The organism is Halomonas sp. ML-15 (assembly GCF_014779595.1).
Taxonomy (GTDB): Bacteria; Pseudomonadota; Gammaproteobacteria; order Pseudomonadales; family Halomonadaceae; genus Franzmannia.
In genome coordinates, this window is the sequence record NZ_JACXZT010000019.1 from 1,318,397 (window position 1) to 1,335,020 (window position 16,624).

13 protein-coding genes are annotated in these 16,624 nt (G+C 64.8%); 1 reads left to right on the forward strand and 12 read right to left on the reverse strand.

Going from position 1 to position 16,624, the window contains the following annotated elements:
• Positions 1–33: 33 nt before the first annotated feature.
• The 12 genes from IEI94_RS17870 to pgi all read right to left on the reverse strand — a co-directional run bounded on the left by IEI94_RS17870 (position 34) and on the right by pgi (position 15,763).
• Positions 34–1,131: a hypothetical protein gene (locus IEI94_RS17870; RefSeq protein ID WP_191168607.1), complete on the reverse strand. Its 1,098-nt coding sequence runs from the start codon at positions 1,129–1,131 to the stop codon at positions 34–36.
• Between the two features lie 29 nt (positions 1,132–1,160).
• Positions 1,161–2,867, reverse strand: coding sequence for a 2-isopropylmalate synthase (gene leuA, locus IEI94_RS17875; RefSeq protein WP_191168608.1), 1,707 nt, complete (start codon positions 2,865–2,867; stop codon positions 1,161–1,163).
• A gap of 356 nt (positions 2,868–3,223) precedes the next feature.
• On the reverse strand, positions 3,224–3,571 hold the full coding sequence (locus tag IEI94_RS17880) for a protealysin inhibitor emfourin (protein ID WP_191168609.1): 348 nt from the start codon (positions 3,569–3,571) through the stop codon (positions 3,224–3,226).
• A 22-nt stretch (positions 3,572–3,593) separates the two neighbouring features.
• Positions 3,594–4,643, reverse strand: coding sequence for a M4 family metallopeptidase (locus IEI94_RS17885; RefSeq protein ID WP_191168610.1), 1,050 nt, complete (start codon positions 4,641–4,643; stop codon positions 3,594–3,596).
• A 93-nt stretch (positions 4,644–4,736) separates the two neighbouring features.
• Positions 4,737–5,567 (reverse strand): ion transporter, encoded by an 831-nt coding sequence (locus tag IEI94_RS17890; protein ID WP_191168611.1) that lies wholly within the window; start codon positions 5,565–5,567, stop codon positions 4,737–4,739.
• A 90-nt stretch (positions 5,568–5,657) separates the two neighbouring features.
• Complete coding sequence (locus tag IEI94_RS17895) at positions 5,658–7,376, reverse strand: HD domain-containing phosphohydrolase (RefSeq protein WP_191168612.1); 1,719 nt, start codon at positions 7,374–7,376, stop codon at positions 5,658–5,660.
• A 108-nt stretch (positions 7,377–7,484) separates the two neighbouring features.
• Positions 7,485–7,733 (reverse strand): TIGR02647 family protein, encoded by a 249-nt coding sequence (locus IEI94_RS17900; protein ID WP_191168613.1) that lies wholly within the window; start codon positions 7,731–7,733, stop codon positions 7,485–7,487.
• A gap of 60 nt (positions 7,734–7,793) precedes the next feature.
• Complete coding sequence (serB, locus tag IEI94_RS17905; protein ID WP_191168614.1) at positions 7,794–9,023, reverse strand: phosphoserine phosphatase SerB; 1,230 nt, start codon at positions 9,021–9,023, stop codon at positions 7,794–7,796.
• Positions 9,020–11,272, reverse strand: a complete 2,253-nt coding sequence (gene parC, locus IEI94_RS17910; protein WP_191168615.1) for a DNA topoisomerase IV subunit A — start codon at positions 11,270–11,272, stop codon at positions 9,020–9,022. Before parC ends, serB begins: the two co-directional genes overlap by 4 nt.
• 210 nt (positions 11,273–11,482) lie before the next feature.
• Positions 11,483–13,363 carry a DNA topoisomerase IV subunit B gene (gene parE, locus IEI94_RS17915; RefSeq protein WP_191168616.1) on the reverse strand — a complete coding sequence of 627 codons (1,881 nt, stop codon included), beginning with the start codon at positions 13,361–13,363 and terminating at the stop codon, positions 11,483–11,485.
• A gap of 47 nt (positions 13,364–13,410) precedes the next feature.
• Complete coding sequence (locus IEI94_RS17920; protein ID WP_191168617.1) at positions 13,411–14,031, reverse strand: YqiA/YcfP family alpha/beta fold hydrolase; 621 nt, start codon at positions 14,029–14,031, stop codon at positions 13,411–13,413.
• Positions 14,032–14,059: 28 nt separating this feature from the next.
• Positions 14,060–15,763, reverse strand: a complete 1,704-nt coding sequence (pgi, locus tag IEI94_RS17925) for a glucose-6-phosphate isomerase (protein WP_191168618.1) — start codon at positions 15,761–15,763, stop codon at positions 14,060–14,062.
• A 104-nt stretch (positions 15,764–15,867) separates the two neighbouring features.
• On the opposite strand from pgi, the gene cmoA reads away from it, so the two are divergent.
• On the forward strand, positions 15,868–16,608 hold the full coding sequence (gene cmoA, locus IEI94_RS17930) for a carboxy-S-adenosyl-L-methionine synthase CmoA (protein WP_191168619.1): 741 nt from the start codon (positions 15,868–15,870) through the stop codon (positions 16,606–16,608).
• Positions 16,609–16,624: the final 16 nt, after the last annotated feature.

The window sequence follows — 16,624 nt, forward strand, 5'->3', positions numbered from 1 at the left end:
TTAGTGGGGCCTTTGCAGTGACAGAGGGGGGATTTAAGCCCGGCGCTTGGCGGACGCAACACTTATCACACTGACCCCTATACGCAGGAGAGGCATCAGCAACCATAGCAGCGGCGTAAGCAGCCAACGGTATACCCATCGTGCGACGACCAAAAGGGGGAAGAGCACAGCCAACCAGATCAGAAACTGGCCCAGCCATGCCGGCCAGCCGAGCCAGCGGGCGAGATTGGCGCCAAGCGCGCTGATCAAGCTGGGGTGGCGAACGACCACATAGGCGGTGCCGGCCACCGCGGCCACCTTGGCCATACGCGGCAGTGCCCCGAAGCGTCCGCCGGAGGCGACCATGCCCTGCCCCGCCCGGGCACCCTGGGCCTCGACGCTGCCCAAGCGCGCGCCTCGCGCTGTCCGCCCCGCCTTTAGCACCTTGACGGTGCTGGCCATGACCAGCAGATCGACACCGGCCCAGCCCACATCGCCTGCGCCTATCGACTCGCCGCGCCGCCACTGGCTCTCCAGGTCGCGTAGCCCACGGGTGAAGAAATCCCCCACCCCGGCTACCATGCGTTCGCCCTGCAGCCACTCCACGCGACCCTCGTCGCCGACCACAAACTGGTTGAGCAGCCCGTGGCCGTGAGACTCCAGCAACGCAATGCCCATCAGGCCGCGGCGGTAGGGGGTCAATTCCGCCACCCCAGGCGCCGGTTCGCTATCATCGCTCCACCAGTCGCTGACTTGCTGATAGCGCTCGCCAAGCCAGTGCTGTGCGCGCAGGGTGGCAATATCGTGGTCGCGGAAGTAGCTCACCGGCAGTACCGTATCCGCTCCGTAGCGCACCAGCAGATCCTGAAAGGGGGGCGACAGCCCATAATCGAGCAGCGTGCTGCGCGCAATGTCGCCGTGGCGCATCATCGCCAAGGAGGCGCTCATCCACAGCGCCTGATCCGACGCCAAGCTAAGAAAGAGCGCGTTGATCTCCGGCGACTCCTCGCGCAGTGATGGCGCAATAGCGGGAAGGGTCCGCTCAACCTCCAAGCGCACCAGCTTGGCCTCGAATGGCTCGTGAGACGCCGCCGCGGATACCACGCCAGCACTCAGCACCGCCACCAACACCATTATCTGCCAGGGCCGCATGGCCTCCCCTCCCGGTCCAACATCCAGACTTAGCCCAGGCTCTCGGCGGTGACGTTGGGCGCCGGCGCCTGAGTCGAGCGGTGGCGGTTGATGGCACTGATCACCGCCTTCATCGAGGCGCTGGTGATGCTCTCGTCGATGCCGACGCCGAACACCGCCTCCTCGCCGAGCCGCACTTCGACGTAGGCCACCGCCTCGGCATCCGAACCCTGTCCGCGGGAGTGCTCGTGATAGTCGATGATCTCGGCGTCGACGCCATGGGCGGCCAGGGCCTTGATAAAGGCCGCCAGCGGACCGTTGCCGGCGCCGGCAATGGTGTGGCGCTGGCCGTCCTGATCGATGGCGGCCTCCAGCGCCACCCGCGGGCTGTCGGCCTCCGACGCGAGCCGATGATTGATCAGCGCCAGTGGCGAGGTCTGCTCGAGGTACTCGTCGGCGAAGGCCTGGAAAATCATCTGTGAGGTGATCTCCTTGCTGGTGCGCTCGGCGACCTCCTGGACCACATGACTGAACTCGATCGACAGCCGGCGCGGCAGCTCGATGCCGTGCTCCTGCTCGAGCAGGTAGGAGACCCCGCCCTTGCCCGACTGGCTGTTGACGCGGATAACCGCCTCGTAGCTGCGGCCCACGTCGAGCGGGTCGATGGGCAGATAAGGCACGTCCCACACCGCCTCAGGATGCTGGCGGCGCTCGCTCATGCCCTTCTTGATGGCATCCTGGTGGGAGCCGGAGAAGGCGGTGAATACCAGGTCGCCGACATAGGGGTGCCGCGGATGCACCGGCAGCTGGTTGCAGTACTCCACCTCACGCATGATCGGCGTGATATTGGAGAAATCGAGGCCGGGATGCACTCCCTGGGTATAGAGGTTCATGGCCAGGGTCACGATATCCACGTTGCCGGTGCGCTCGCCGTTGCCGAACAGCGTGCCCTCGACCCGGTCGGCGCCGGCCATCACCGCCAGTTCGGCGGCCGCCACCCCGGTACCGCGGTCGTTGTGGGGGTGGACGCTGACGATCAACCGGTCGCGATGATTGATATTGCGGCAGAACCACTCGATCTGATCGGCGTAGTTGTTGGGCGTGGCAACCTCCACAGTCGCCGGCAGGTTGACGATCATCGGCTTGGCGGCGGTGGCGCCGTAGGTCTCCATCACCGCTTCGACGATCTCCACCGCGAAATCCATCTCGGTGGAGGTGAACAGCTCCGGTGAGTACTGGAAGGTCCAGTTCGTTTCGGGGCGTGCCGCCATCAGGTCGCGAATCTGCGCGGTGGCGTCACAGGCGATCTTGATGCACTGCGGCTTGTCGACGTTGAACACCACCCGGCGGAACATCGGATCGGTGGCGTTGTAGACGTGCACGATGGCGTTCTTGGCACCCTGCAGCGCCTCGAAGGTGCGCTCGATAAGGTGCGGGCGCGCCTGGGTCAACACCTGGATGGTGACGTCGTCCGGCACCAGGTCCTGCTCGATCAGCTCACGCACATAGTCGAAGTCGATCTGCGAGGCCGAGGGGAACCCCACTTCGATCTCCTTGAACCCCAGCGACACCAGCATCGAGAAGAAGCGCCGCTTGCGCTCCATGTCCATGGGGTCGATCAGCGCCTGATTGCCGTCGCGCATATCCACGCTGCACCAGATCGGCGGGGTCTCGATACGCTGGTTCGGCCACTGGCGATCGGGCAGGTCAACGGCAACGAAGGGGCGGTACTTGACGGATGGGTCGCTGAGCATCATGGCGTAATCTCCAGGGCGTGGGGGCAAGGTATGGACGAACGAAAACGCCCCGAGCGCAGTGGGCGCATCGGGGCGTAGATAGCAGCAGAAGCGCGGCGCTTAGCAGCGCCAGCGACCTGTCGACGAGTGACGACGCACTCGGCGTTGAAGGCTGCATCAGCAGTAAAACGGTAGTAAGACATTTCAACCCTCAGCGTAGCGTGACTATCAAGATGCGGTGCGCGGCACCGCCCGGCGCGATCAGCGGCCGGCTAGTAGTCGTAGGGCTAGGCGTAGGCGAAGAAATGTCATATCCATACGCATAGAAAATCAGGCTAGCGCCAGCGTGTCAAGCTTCATCGCCGTCGCCGGGCGATTTAGCCCCGCTTCAGGGCCTCCCGGTCACGCCACAGGAGCAGCAACTCCTCGGGCATTCGCTGCTCGTCGAGCTCCGCGGACCACTGGCAGCGACCCTCGGCATCCTCGACGGCGAGGTGGAAAATGCGCTGGTCGGCGGCCACCGTTACCCGCGTCTCCGCCGCACGCCTCGCGGCCTCCGTGAGCAGGTCCAGCAGCCGTTCGCGCTGGGCGTCATCGAGCCGATCGCAGCGAATGTAGCGTGGCTTAGCCAGTCCGGGGATGTGCGCGATGCCGCCCTGGCGACGCAGGCTAAGGCAGCTGGAAACGTCCAGCGAAGGCGGCCCGCCCCCCACATCGCCGCTCATGGCGCAGTCTCTCGCACGGTCATCAGCGGGTCACCGCCACACCGACGCCTCGCCACGCATCGCGGACCGCCAGCCACTCGCGGCCACCCTGCCCATGCCGCTGCGCGGCGTTATCCAGCGTCAAGGCAGCAAAGGCCATGAAGTCGCTCTCAGGCTCAAGGCGCTCATCCAGCAAGGTGGCATACCACAACGGACCAGCGACATCCCAGGCATGGCCACCCAGCGTCATGGCCAGCAGATGGAAAGCCCGGTTGGGAATGCCGGAGTTGATATGCACGCCACCGTTATCCTCCTGGGTCTCGACAAAATCGCGCATATGCCCTGGCTGGGGATCACGCCCCAGCAGCGGATCATCATAGGCGCTGCCGGGGTCGGCCATGGAACGCAGGGCACGTCCCTCGACACGCTCGGTGAATAGCCCTTCGCCGATCAGCCAGTCGGCTTCCTCGACGCGCTGCCCCATCCGGTACTGCTTGACCAGGCTGCCGAATACATCCGACAGTGACTCGTTGAGCGCCCCCGCTTGGTTGGCGTAAACCAGATCCGCTTCATGCTGGATCACGCCATGGGTCAGTTCGTGGGCAATGATGTCCAGCGCAATGGTGAAGCGATTGAACAACTCCCCATCGCCATCACCAAAGACCATCTGAGTACCGTCCCAGAAGGCGTTTTCGTAGTCGCGACCGAAATGCACCGTCGCCCGTAGCGCCATCCCCCGGTCGTCGATGGAGTGACGCCCGTGTGTCTCCCAGAAATAGCGATAGGTCGCCCCGAGGCCATGATAGGCTTCGTCGATAGCAGCATCGCCACTGTCGGCCTCGTCGCCCTCACGCCTCACCAGTTGCCCTGGCAGCTCCTGCTGCTGCCGTGCAGAGTGCACGAAGCGCGCCGGGACGCCTCGCTGTGAACTCCGCTTAGGCGAGTGCGGCGCTGCCGTGCGGGCTCTAAACCGCTGGTCGGCAAGCAACGTATGTTGGGCACACTCGCGCAGTCGCGGGCTACCTCCGGAAGCGATGCGTTCGAGCAGATAGGGCGGCAAGAACGGCCGCGACACTTGCTGATAGTCGGTCATAGCTCAGGTCCCAGTCAGTCCATGACAGTTGCTCACCGATGGCATATCCACCGGCCTCTCTCCATGAGGCTCGCGTCTCTTATAAAGGTTCCGTCACCGCTCCCTCTGCTGCAGCAGCGCCTCCATCCGCGTCAGCTGGTCGCGAAGCTCGCGCACGTCGCTGCGCAGGCCGTGGAGCTCGGCGGCTTCACCCTCGCCGCTTTCGAGCTCCATCAGAGTGTTCTCCTTCTGCATCACGTCGAGCACGATGCCGATCATCATATTGAGAAAGATAAAGGCGTTGAGAAAGATGAATGACAGGAAGTAGATCCAGCTGTAACCGTAGTGCTCCATGGTCGGATAGAGCACCGCGGTAGCCCAGCTCTCGAAGGTTGCCACCTGGAACAGGGTCAGCATGGCCAACGAGATATTGCCCCACAGGCTCTCGTCGACGTCGTGGAACAGGAAGCTGCCGACCGCGGCATAGATGTAGAAAATGATGAACATCAACAGCGCCACATAGCCCATCCTGGGGATCGACTTGAATAGCGCCGAGACCAGCATGCGCAGCTCGGGAATCATCGACACCAGACGCAGCACGCGGAAGATCCGCAGCAAGCGCGCCAGCAGCACCATCTCCGAATCCTCCAGCGGGATCAGGCTGGCGGTGACGATGACGAAATCGAAGATGTTCCAGCCTTTCTTGAAGAAGTCGCGCAAGCGCTTCTCCGCGGCCATGCGAATCAGGATTTCGATCAGGAAGAAACCGGTGACCGCCATATCGAAGAGGCGCATCACCTGCTCGAAGCGGTTGGCCTCTTCATAGGTCTTGGCCCCCACCAGCAGCGCCGAGACGATGATGATGGCGATCACACAGGTTTCGAAGATCTTGTTACTGCGCAGACGCTCGAAGCGCGCCTGCCAGGTAGTGAAGGGTTGGCTCATGGGGTAACACCCGGGTCGCTCACTGACGCCGAAAGGGCGCGCTATAATAGCATAATCCCCGTTTCTGCACTCACGCCCGGACGCCGAGATTCAGGCGTAAGTGGCTTGGCTCGGCGCACGCGGCACCACCAGCGATTCGGGCTTACCCAGCTTCGCCAGTTGGGCGTCCCGCAACACCTCGCCGAGTTCGCTGCCTGGCTGCACCGGCCGCGGGGTAAGCTGCACCTGGCGCAGCTCGCCGTTGCGGTCGAGACGCTGCACCCAGCCCAGCTCACCGCTCGCGAAGCGCGCCAGACTGCCCACCGGAGTAATCCCGAAGCGGCGGATATAGTGCTGCACCCACTGGCGGTCGAAGACATTCGGCTGCCCCAGCAGATAGCGATATATTTCGCTGGGAGAACGCGCCGGACGATCCGCCCGCGGTCGCCCCATGGCGTCTGCCACATCCACCACCGCCGCCATCCGCGACACGTCTTCGAGTTGCTCCCCCTGCCGCCCGGCCGGATAACCGCTACCGTCGAGGCGCTCATTGATGCCCCATATCACCGCGTTACGAATATCTCGCGACAGCCAGCGACAATCGCCGAGACGCGCCTCCAGCAAACTGACATGCTCACGCAGTGCATGGCGCTGAGCATCGTTCAGACTCGGCGCACGGCGCAGCGCCTGGCGCAGCTCGGGCGGCAGAAGCGCTTTGCCCAGGTCATGCAGCAGGGCGCTGGCCACCAGCGCCTTACGCTCATCCCGGGGTAGCCCCTGGCCCGCCGCCAGATCGGCCAGTTTGATCGCCACGCCAATGCCGTGCTGGATCAAGGGAGGGTCGTCAACCAGGCATACGCCGGCAAACAGCAGCGCGTCGCGATCCTCTTCGTGGAGTCCCAACAGCGTATCGCTGTAACGGGACAGTAGCCCGGCGTGGATCGGCTGGCCTTCGATCAGTTGCAGCAACTGGCCATCCAGATAGGCTGCGACCTTGGCCAGCCGCCGCGCCATCGGCGTGGCGTAGTCGGCACCGTGGCTCCGGGCCGGAGTAGCCGGCGCATTACCCTCCTGGTCAAACAGCGACGAAGGCGACAGCTCGCGGCTCCCTTCGACGGCAGTGCGCGCGCCTTCCCGCTCGATTTCACGCACGAAGTACCATAGCCGTCGCTCGAGCTCGGCATTCACCTCGCTAAATTCGCAGCCCAGCCGTACTTGCTGCTCACCGTCAGTCTGGATATGCCGCACCTGGGCACTGGCGATCAGCTGCTGCTGATTGGGGAAGCGCAGCGTCAATATATCGACGTGCTGCCCAGGACGTAGTCGCATCGCCGTGCTCAACGGTACGTCTAGCAGACAGCCCCCAAGCGACAAATTTTTCAATTGCCCCGCCAACTGCAGACTTTCCTGACCATCGTCGACGACCAGCGACGCATCAACCTGCATGCCCGGCCGCAGTTCGGCGCGAAACACCTCGCGGCGATGCATGACCCACAGCTGCTCGGGATAGTCGCAGCGAAACTGCAGCCGTCCGGGAGCATCGACCCAGCCTTGAACCACCAGCGGCGGCGTGGTCAGCATCGCACCGCTGGTCTGCCCCATCAGCCGCAGCGGTTTATCGCTGTTGATCTCGGCGGCGATCTCACCTACGGCGGTGATATCGATCAGCAGCGAGTGCCCCTCCTCCACGGCCATCAGCAGGGCGGGAATGGGTTCGCCCGCCGGCTCACCAATCGCCAGCGAGGCGCCCCCCGGCTCACTGAGCCCTTCCAGCAAGGTGTTGATCTCACTTGGGTGCTCGACCACTAGATGGCTGTCATTAAGCTCCATGAGGGCTCTCATTCTTCATAGGGGGTATCACCAACGCAGCGACGCCGGTCCAATACAGATGTATCGACCGGCGTCGCGGTTACTTTAGGGTTACATGACAACTCGACGTCAGCCCACCGTGATCGGGCCATTGAGAATGGTCAGCAGATCCTGTGCGTGCTGGGCTGCATCGTGCCCGAGAGTCGTCAGATAGCCGCCATCTTCCTGGGTCACCAGGCCTTTCTCGAATAGCCGTCGGGTCGCCGCGATAGCGTCTGGTTCGGCACTCGAATGTACCTTGATTCCCTCCTGGGTAGTAGACAGATTGAACAGCCTGAGGATCTTCAGCTCTTCGAGCAGCTCGGAGGTGTAAGTCATGGCGGCCTCATGTTGTGATTATCGTCCATCGGCGCGGACGTAGTGACGTAGGCTAACTGCCTATGAGTGTCCGTCTTCCAGATCGATCTGTCGATAGCCGATCAGGTAGAGCACCGCGTCCAGCCCCAGGGTGGAGATCGACTGACGCGCCTGGCTGCGCACCAGCGGCTTGGCACGAAACGCGATCCCGAGCCCCGCGGCGGCGAGCATCTTGAGGTCGTTGGCACCATCGCCGACGGCGATGGTCTGCTCCATGGCAAGCCCCTCGCGGGTCGCGATCTCGCGCAGCAGCTCGGCCTTGCGGTCGGCATCCAGGATCGGCTCGCGCACCTCGCCGGTGACCTTGCCATTCTCGATCACCAGCTCGTTGGCGTGCACCTCGTCGAAGCCCAGCCGCTGCTGCAGGTAGTCGGCGAAATAGGTGAAACCGCCGGAGAGGATCGCAGTGCGATAGCCGAGCCGCTTGAGCTGCGTCATCAGGCGTTCGACGCCATCCATCAGCGGAAGCGTAGCGGCGATTTCAGCCAGCACCGACTCGTCGAGCCCTCTGAGCTTGGCCATGCGCTCGCGAAAGCTCTGCTGAAAATCGAGCTCGCCGCGCATCGCTCGCTCGGTGACCTCGGCCACCTCGTCGCCAACGCCGTGGCGGCGCGCCAATTCGTCGATCACCTCGGTCTGGATCAGGGTCGAATCCATGTCGAAGCACACCAGCCGGCGGTGGCGGCGCCAGATCGAGTCCTCCTGGAGAGCGATATCGACACCGTGCATGGCACCCAGTGCCAAGGCCTTTTCACGCAGAGCGTCGAGGTCGATTTCGTCGCCGCGAAGCCAGCACTCCACGCACGCGCCCTGGATGCTGTCTCGCTCACGTGGAATACCGCCATCCAGAGGCTCGCGGCCGGAGAGGCGATGGATCAGCTCGACGGTCAGGCCATGCTCAGCGGTCAGCGCCCCCACCTCGGCGAGAATGCCCGCCGGCAGATGCGGCGCCAGCAGCGTCAGGATCAGCCGCGGCTGGCTGGCTTCGCTGCTCCAGCGCTGGTACTCCTCGGCGGCCACCTGGATCGCCTGGACGTCGAGGCCCAGTGCCGCACCGCTCTCGGCGAGCAGCGCCTCAAGGTCTTCATCGCGCTCGATGCCCACCAGGGCTTCCAGCGACATGATGCCGAAGGTCACGCTCTGGTTGATATCCAGCAGCCGTGCACCGCTCTTGGCCAGCGCCTTGCCCAGGCCCGCCAGTTGCCCCGGGCGTGCCTTACCGGTAGCACGAATCAGCAGCCGTCGAGTCATGCGGACACCTCCAGTGCGTCGACTTTCTGGAAGCCCCGCGGCAGCTTGCTGCCGCGGCGGCCGCGTTCGCCACGGTAGTAGACCAGATCATCGGGCTTGAGCGTCAACTTGCGCTTGCCGGCGTGGATCACCAGGGCGTCGCCTTCGCCGAGCACCACCAGGTCACGCACGAACTCTTCGCGGCGCGCGGCGCGAGCGCCGGGAATGTCGATCATCTTGTTACCTTTACCTTTGGCCATCTGCGGCAGACTGTCGAGGTCGAATATCAACAGCCGGCCTTCATTGGACACCGCCGCGACCAGCCCACCCTCAGCGGCCGGAAGGATCCGCGGTGGCAAAACGTTGCATCCCTTGGGTAGGCTGAGCGCTGCCTTACCCGCCTTGTTCTTGCCGGTGAGGTCCTCGAGGCAGGCAATGAACCCGTAGCCACCGTCCGAGGCCAGCAAGAAGCGCGTGCTGGGCGGCGCCAGCATCAATCCGGCCATATGCGCGCCGGCCACCACATTGACCCGGCCGGTGACCGGCTCCCCCTGGCTACGGGCGCTGGGCAGGTTGTGGGCTGCCAGGGTGTAGGCGCGACCGGTATCGTCGAGCAGCACCAGCGGCTGATTGGTCTTGCCCCTGGCGGCCAGGGCAAAGCGATCTCCCGACTTGTAGGAGAGCCCGTGAGGGTCGATTTCATGGCCCTTGGCGGCGCGAATCCAGCCCTTCTCGGAGAGCACCACGGTGATCGGGTCGGCGCCGACCAGCTCGACCTCGGAGAGCGCCTTGGACTCCTCACGCTCGACCAGCGGCGAGCGCCGGGGGTCACCGTGCTCACGCCCCGCCTCGCGGATCTCCTCCTCGATCAGGTCGGTGAGGGCGGCATCGTTGCCGAGCAGCTCCTGCAGCCGGCTACGCTCGGCCAGCAGCTCGTCCTGCTCGCCGCGAATCTTGAACTCCTCGAGCTTGGCCAGATGCCGCAGTCGCAGCTCGAGGATCGCCTCGGCCTGGCGCTCGCTGAGTCCGAAAGCCTCCATCAACGCCGGCTTGGGAGCGTCCTCCTCGCGGATGATGCGGATCACCTCGTCGATATTGAGGTAGGCGGCAAGCAGGCCCTCGAGAATATGCAGCCGGTCCTCGACCTTGCCAAGGCGGTGCTCGAGGCGGCGGCGCACCGTGACACGCCGGAAGCGCAGCCACTCGGCGAGCATCTCGGGCAGTGGCAGCACCCGCGGTCGTCCATCGAGGCCGATCACGTTCATATTGACGCGAATGTTCTTCTCGAGGTCGGTGGTGGCGAACAGATGCGCCATCAGGGATTCGACGTCGACCCGGTTGGAGCGCGGCTCGATCACCAATCGGGTCGGCTCTTCGTGGGTCGACTCGTCGCGCAGGTCGTCCACCATCGGCAGCTTCTTGGCCTGCATCTGGGCGGCGATCTGCTCCAGCACCTTGGAGCCGCTGACCTGGTAGGGCAGCGCGGTGATCACGATGCTGCTCTCTTCCATCACGTAGCGCGCGCGCAGCTTGACCGAGCCGCGGCCACTCTCGTAGAGCTTACGCAGGTCATCCGGGGGCGTGATGATCTCCGCCGCGGTGGGGAAATCCGGCGCCGGCAGGTGCTGCATCAGCTCTTGGCAGCTGGCCTCTGGCTGGCGCAGCAGATGACAGGTCGCCTCGACCACTTCAGCCACGTTGTGTGGGGGAATGTCGGTGGCCATGCCCACGGCGATGCCGGTGCCGCCGTTGAGCAGCACGTGGGGCAGGCGCGCCGGCAGCACCACTGGCTCATTCATGGTGCCGTCGAAGTTGGGCGTCCAGTCGACGGTGCCCTGCCCCAGCTCGGCAAGCAGCACCTCGGCGAATTTCGACAGCCGCGCCTCGGTGTAGCGCATGGCGGCGAAGGACTTGGGGTCGTCCGGGCTACCCCAGTTGCCCTGGCCGTCGACCAGCGGGTAGCGATAGCTGAACGACTGCGCCATCAGCACCATCGCCTCGTAGCAGGCGCTGTCGCCGTGGGGGTGGAACTTGCCCAGCACATCGCCGACGGTACGCGCCGACTTCTTGTACTTGGCACTGGCGTTCAGCGCCAGCTCGCGCATGGCGTAGATGATACGCCGCTGCACCGGTTTCATGCCGTCGCCGATATGCGGCAAGGCGCGGTCGAGAATCACGTACATCGAGTAGTCGAGGTAGGCCTTCTCGGTATATTCGCGCAGCGAGAGACGTTCGACGTCGCCCTCCGCGACCTGGATATCTATGGTCATAGCACGTTGACCCTATTCGCGATCGTGGAATCGTCGAGGGTTATTCCCTCTGCAAACTCATCAAAGCGGGTGGCTTCGAGTCGCAGCTGATCCGGGGACAGCTCACCGAGGAGGCGCTGTAACCCCATCCCTGGGCGCTACCGATGCCATCCCTGGCATCGAACCTCCTCTTTGAGCTGTCCCCGGCGCCGCTTAACTGGGTGCCGGGCGCTAGACCTCGATATCGGCAAGATTGCCGTAATCTTCCAGCCAGCTCTTGCGATCACCGGCGCGTTTCTTGGCCAGCAGCATGTCCATCATCTCCATGGTGCCGTCGCCCACCTCGCGGGTGAGCTGCACCAGGCGCCGGGTATCCCGGGCCATGGTGGTCTCGCGCAGCTGCAGCGGGCTCATCTCGCCAAGCCCCTTGAAGCGCTGCACATTGGGCGTGCCGCGTTTGCCTTCGAGGCGCTTGAGGGTGGCAGCCTTCTCGCTCTCGTCGAGGGCATAGAAGACCTCCTTGCCGAGGTCGATGCGGTACAGGGGCGGCATAGCCACGAACACATGGCCGGCATCCACCAGCGCCGGAAAGTGGCGCACGAACAGCGCACACAGCAGGGTGGCGATGTGCAGGCCGTCGGAGTCGGCGTCGGCGAGGATACAGATCTTGTGGTAGCGCAGCTTGGAGAGGTCTTCGCTGACCGGATCGATGCCGATGGCCACGGCGATATCGTGAACCTCCTGGGAGCCGTAGATATCGTGAGACTCGACCTCCCAGGTGTTGAGGATCTTGCCGCGCAGCGGCAGGATCGCCTGGGTCTCCCGATCGCGGGCCTGCTTGGCGCTGCCGCCAGCGGAGTCGCCCTCGACCAGGAACAGCTCGCCGGCCGACGGATCCTGGCCGGAGCAGTCGGCCAGCTTGCCGGGCAGTGCCGGACCCGAGGTGACGCGTTTGCGTGCCACCTTCTTGGCGCTCTTCTGACGGCGCTGGGCGGCGCTGATCACCAGCTCGGCCAGCGCCTCGGCCTGGTCGACGTGGTGATTGAGCCACAGCGAGAAGGCGTCCTTGACCACCCCGGAGACAAACGCCGCCACGGTGCGCGACGACAGCCGCTCCTTGGTCTGGCCGGCGAACTGCGGATCGAGCATCTTCACCGAGAACACATAGGCGACCCGCTCCCAGAGGTCCTCGGCGGTCAGCTTGACGCCGCGGGGCAGCAGGCTGCGGTAGTCGCAGAACTCTCGCAGCGCCTCGAGCAGACCGGAGCGCAGGCCATTGACATGGGTACCGCCGAGCGGCGTGGGAATCAGGTTGACGTAGCTTTCGGCGAGCTGCTCACCGCCCTCGGGCAGCCACTGGATCGCCCAGTCGACGCCCTGCTCATCATCGCTGTAGTGGCCAACGAACGGCGAGCTAGGCAGCACCTCATAGCCGTCGGTGGCCTGGGCCAGGTAGTCGCGCAGACCATCCTCGTACTGCCACTCGCTCTCGGTTCCGTCGCTCTCGACCAGGGTGACCTTGAGGCCCGGGCAGAGCACCGCCTTGGCACGCAGCAGGTGCTTGAGACGCGACAGCGACAGCTTGGGGCTGTCGAAATAGCTGACATCGGGCCAGAAGCGCACGACCGTGCCGGTGAGGCGCTTGGCACAGCTGCCGATCACACTGAGCTCGGCGACCTTGTCGCCATGCTCGAAGGCCATGAAGTGGCGCTGACCATCGCGCAGCACTTCGACTTCCAGGCGCATCGACAGCGCATTGACCACCGACACCCCGACCCCGTGCAGCCCCCCGGAGAAACGATAGCTTGTCGACGAGAACTTGCCCCCGGAGTGCAGCTTGGTGAGGATCAACTCGATACCGGTGACGCCGTACTCGGGGTGCACATCGATGGGCATGCCGCGCCCGTCGTCGCTGACTTCGATGCCGCCGTCATCGAGTAGCCGCACGCGAATTTCACGGGCGTGTTCGGCGAGCGCCTCGTCGACGCTATTGTCGATGACTTCCTGGGCCAGGTGGTTGGGTCGGCTGGTATCGGTATACATGCCGGGGCGTTTGCGCACCGGTTCGAGGCCAGAGAGTACCTCGATCGAACTTGCACTGTATTGCGTCATGCGTCGTCCAGGCTATGAGTGAAAGTCGTCGTCCAGGCGTGGTCGCGTCATGCCCCGGATGCCAGGCGATGGCCACCGTGGGCGAACAGCGCCGGCAGATACTCGGCCAGGGCGCTGAAGCCATGATCCCCGCCCGCCTGCAGAATCATCGGCGCACCACGGTAGGCGGCGGCGCCGTCGCGTGGATCCAGGGTCTCGTCGGCCGTACCCAGCAGCACCAGATAGCGCCGCGGCTCGAGCCGTGCCGGGGTCAGCTCGGCCAACTCATCGCGATGCGCGCCCTCAATGGTGAAGCGCTCGCCGGTGTACTCATTGACGAAGGCCTCCCCCAGCCAGCTCTCGACCAGCCCCGCCGGGCGCACCGCAGGATTGATCACCACCGCGCGAAGGTCATGCCGTTCGGCCAGGCAGCTGGCCAGAAACCCGCCCATCGAACTGCCCACCAGCAGCGGCTGCGGACCCAGGGTCGCGAGCAGCGACTCGGCCAGCGCCAGCGCCTCCCCAGGGCGATGCGGCAGCTGCGGTGTGGCACAAGGCAGCGGGCCCGCGTCGAGCCGCGCGCAGCCCTGCGCCACCAGGCGTGCCTTGGGCGAGGCGCTGCCGCTATTGAAGCCGTGCAGGTAGAGTACGCCACTCGCCGCCGATGTGGCAGCCGGCTGGCTCAGCATACCGCAACCCCTGTACAAAACAACAGCATCACAATCCCGCCTTGTGCTCCGCCGCCCACAGCGCCTCGATCAGCCCGCGGCTGGAGTCGTCCATGCGCTCCAGCCCCTCGTGGCTGGTCAGTATCTGTTCGGTTTCGCCGGCAATCTGCTTGCCAAGCTCGACCCCCCACTGGTCGAAGGGGTTGATGCCCCAGATCGTCGCCTGGACGAAGACCTTGTGCTCGTAGAGGGCGATCAGCGCCCCCAGGGTCGCCGGCGACAGCCGCTCGAGCAGCAAGGTGGTCGACGGCTGGTTGCCACGATAGCGCTTGTGACTGGGACGTGGGCCATCCTCGTCGATGGCGTCGTCGCCCAGCATCAACAAGCGCGACTGGGCGAAACAGTTGGCCAGGGTCAGGCGATGCTGGGCCTTGAGGTGGGCACGGGTGGCGTCATCCTCGACCCGGTCGTAGCGGCGCATCGGCGCGATGAAGTCGCACTCCACCGGCTGCGTGCCCTGATGCAGCAGCTGATAGAAGGCATGCTGGGCATTGGGACCCAATTGGCCCCATAGCACCGGGCAGGTGGAGTAGGGCGTGACCTGGCCATCGTTGGTCACCGACTTGCCATTGGACTCCATCTCCAGCTGCTCGAGATAGGCGGCGAAGTACTCCAGGCGCCCATCGTAGGGCAGGATCGAGTGGGCACGGATATCCAGGAAGTTGACGTTCCAGATCCCCGCCAGCGCCAGCAGTACCGGCAGATTGTCCTCCAGCGGCGCCTCGCGAAAGTGCCGATCCATGGCATGCGCCCCGGCCAGCAGCTCGCGGAAGTTGGCCATGCCCACCACCAGTGCGATGGGCAGGCCGATCGCCCCCCACAGCGAGTAGCGTCCGCCGACCCACTCCCAGAACTCCAGCTGATTGACCTCGGCGATGCCCCACTCGCTCATCTTGTCGGGACTCGCCGAGACACCGATGAAGTGCTGCCGCATCACCAGTGCGCGGTCGATCTCGGCCGCCGCGCCGTTGCCGGCGTCACCGCGGCTGCACACTAGCCGGGCGTAGAGCCAGTCGCGGGCGGTGCGCGCATTGGAGAGCGTATCAATGGTGGTAAACGACTTGGATGACAACACGAACAGCGTGGTCTCGGGGTTGAGGCGCGAGAGATAGTCGGCCAGCTGAGAGCCATCCATGGTCGAGGCGAAGTGCACCTGCACGTCGTGTACCCCCTCGGGGCGGTAGTCGGCCAGCGCATGGGTGACCATCAGCGGGCCGAGATCAGAGCCGCCAACCCCGAGGTTGACTACGTCGCTGATCGCCTTGCCGGTGGCGCCACGCCACTGGCCAGCATGCAGCTTATCGACCATGCGCTGCATCTGCGCCAGGGTGGCATGCACCGCCGGCACCAGATCCTCCCCTTCGACCTCAAGACGCGCGTGCTCCGGCAAGCGCAGCGCGGTGTGCAGCGCCGGGCGGTCTTCGGAGCGGTTGACCCGCTCGCCGTCGAGCAGCCGGGTGATGGCATCCGGCACCCCCGCCTCCCGGGCCAGCGCCAGCAGCAGCGCATGGGTCTCATCACTCCAGCGCTGCTTGGAAAGATCCAGGGTCAGGCCCGCCGCCTCGCGACTAAAGCGGGCAAAACGCCCCGGGGTGGCAAACAGCTCGCGCAGATGGACCTCATGCATCTCGCCGGCATGGGCCTCCAATGCCCGCCAGGCGGGGCTCTGGTCGATGCGATCTTCCTGATTCATCGTCTCTCTCCCTGAAGCGGTCGCACACGGCGCCGTGGTTTCGTGCAGCCCGGCGCCGCGGCGCGTAAAATGCTCGGACTTTGGTCCGGACCCGCAGCGACGCCATGAGTGATGCATCTTACCGTGACGCCATCTTTTCGACACCCCTGGATCGGGTGGCGCGTTTCTCTTTCGATGAACAGGTGGTGGCCTGCTTCCCCGACATGATCCGCCGCTCGGTGCCCGGCTATGGCCAGATACTGGGCATGCTGGGCGTGATCGCCGAGCGCCACCTGCGCCACGGCGCCCACGTCTACGACCTGGGCTGTTCACTGGGGGCGGTAGGGCTGGCTCTGGCCGGGCGCCTGCCTCCAGAGGCTTTCAGCCTGACCGGCGTCGACCTGTCGCCGGCGATGGTCGCCCGTGCCCGTGAAACCTTCGCCAGCGAGTCCCCCGAGCACGCCATCGAGATCGTCGAGGGCGATATCCGTCACCTCGACTATCGGCCATCGGGCATGGTGGTGCTCAATTTCACGCTGCAGTTCCTCGCCCCCGGCGATCGCGACGCGGTGATCGAGGCGCTCTATACCGCCCTCGAGCCAGGCGGTGTGCTGGTACTGTCGGAGAAAGTCGTCGCCGAAGATGAGCAGGACAACGCCTGGCTGGTGGAGCGCTACCACGATTTCAAGCGCGCCAACGGCTATAGCGAGCTGGAGATCAGCCAAAAGCGCAATGCACTGGAGAACGTGCTGGTGCCCGACACCCTCGACGCCCATCGAGCGCGCCTGGCCCGCGCCGGTTTCGCACGCAGCCAGGTGTGGTTCCAGTACCTCAACTTCGCATCGCTGATCGCCTTCAAGCCGTGAGGGACCTCGTCATGAG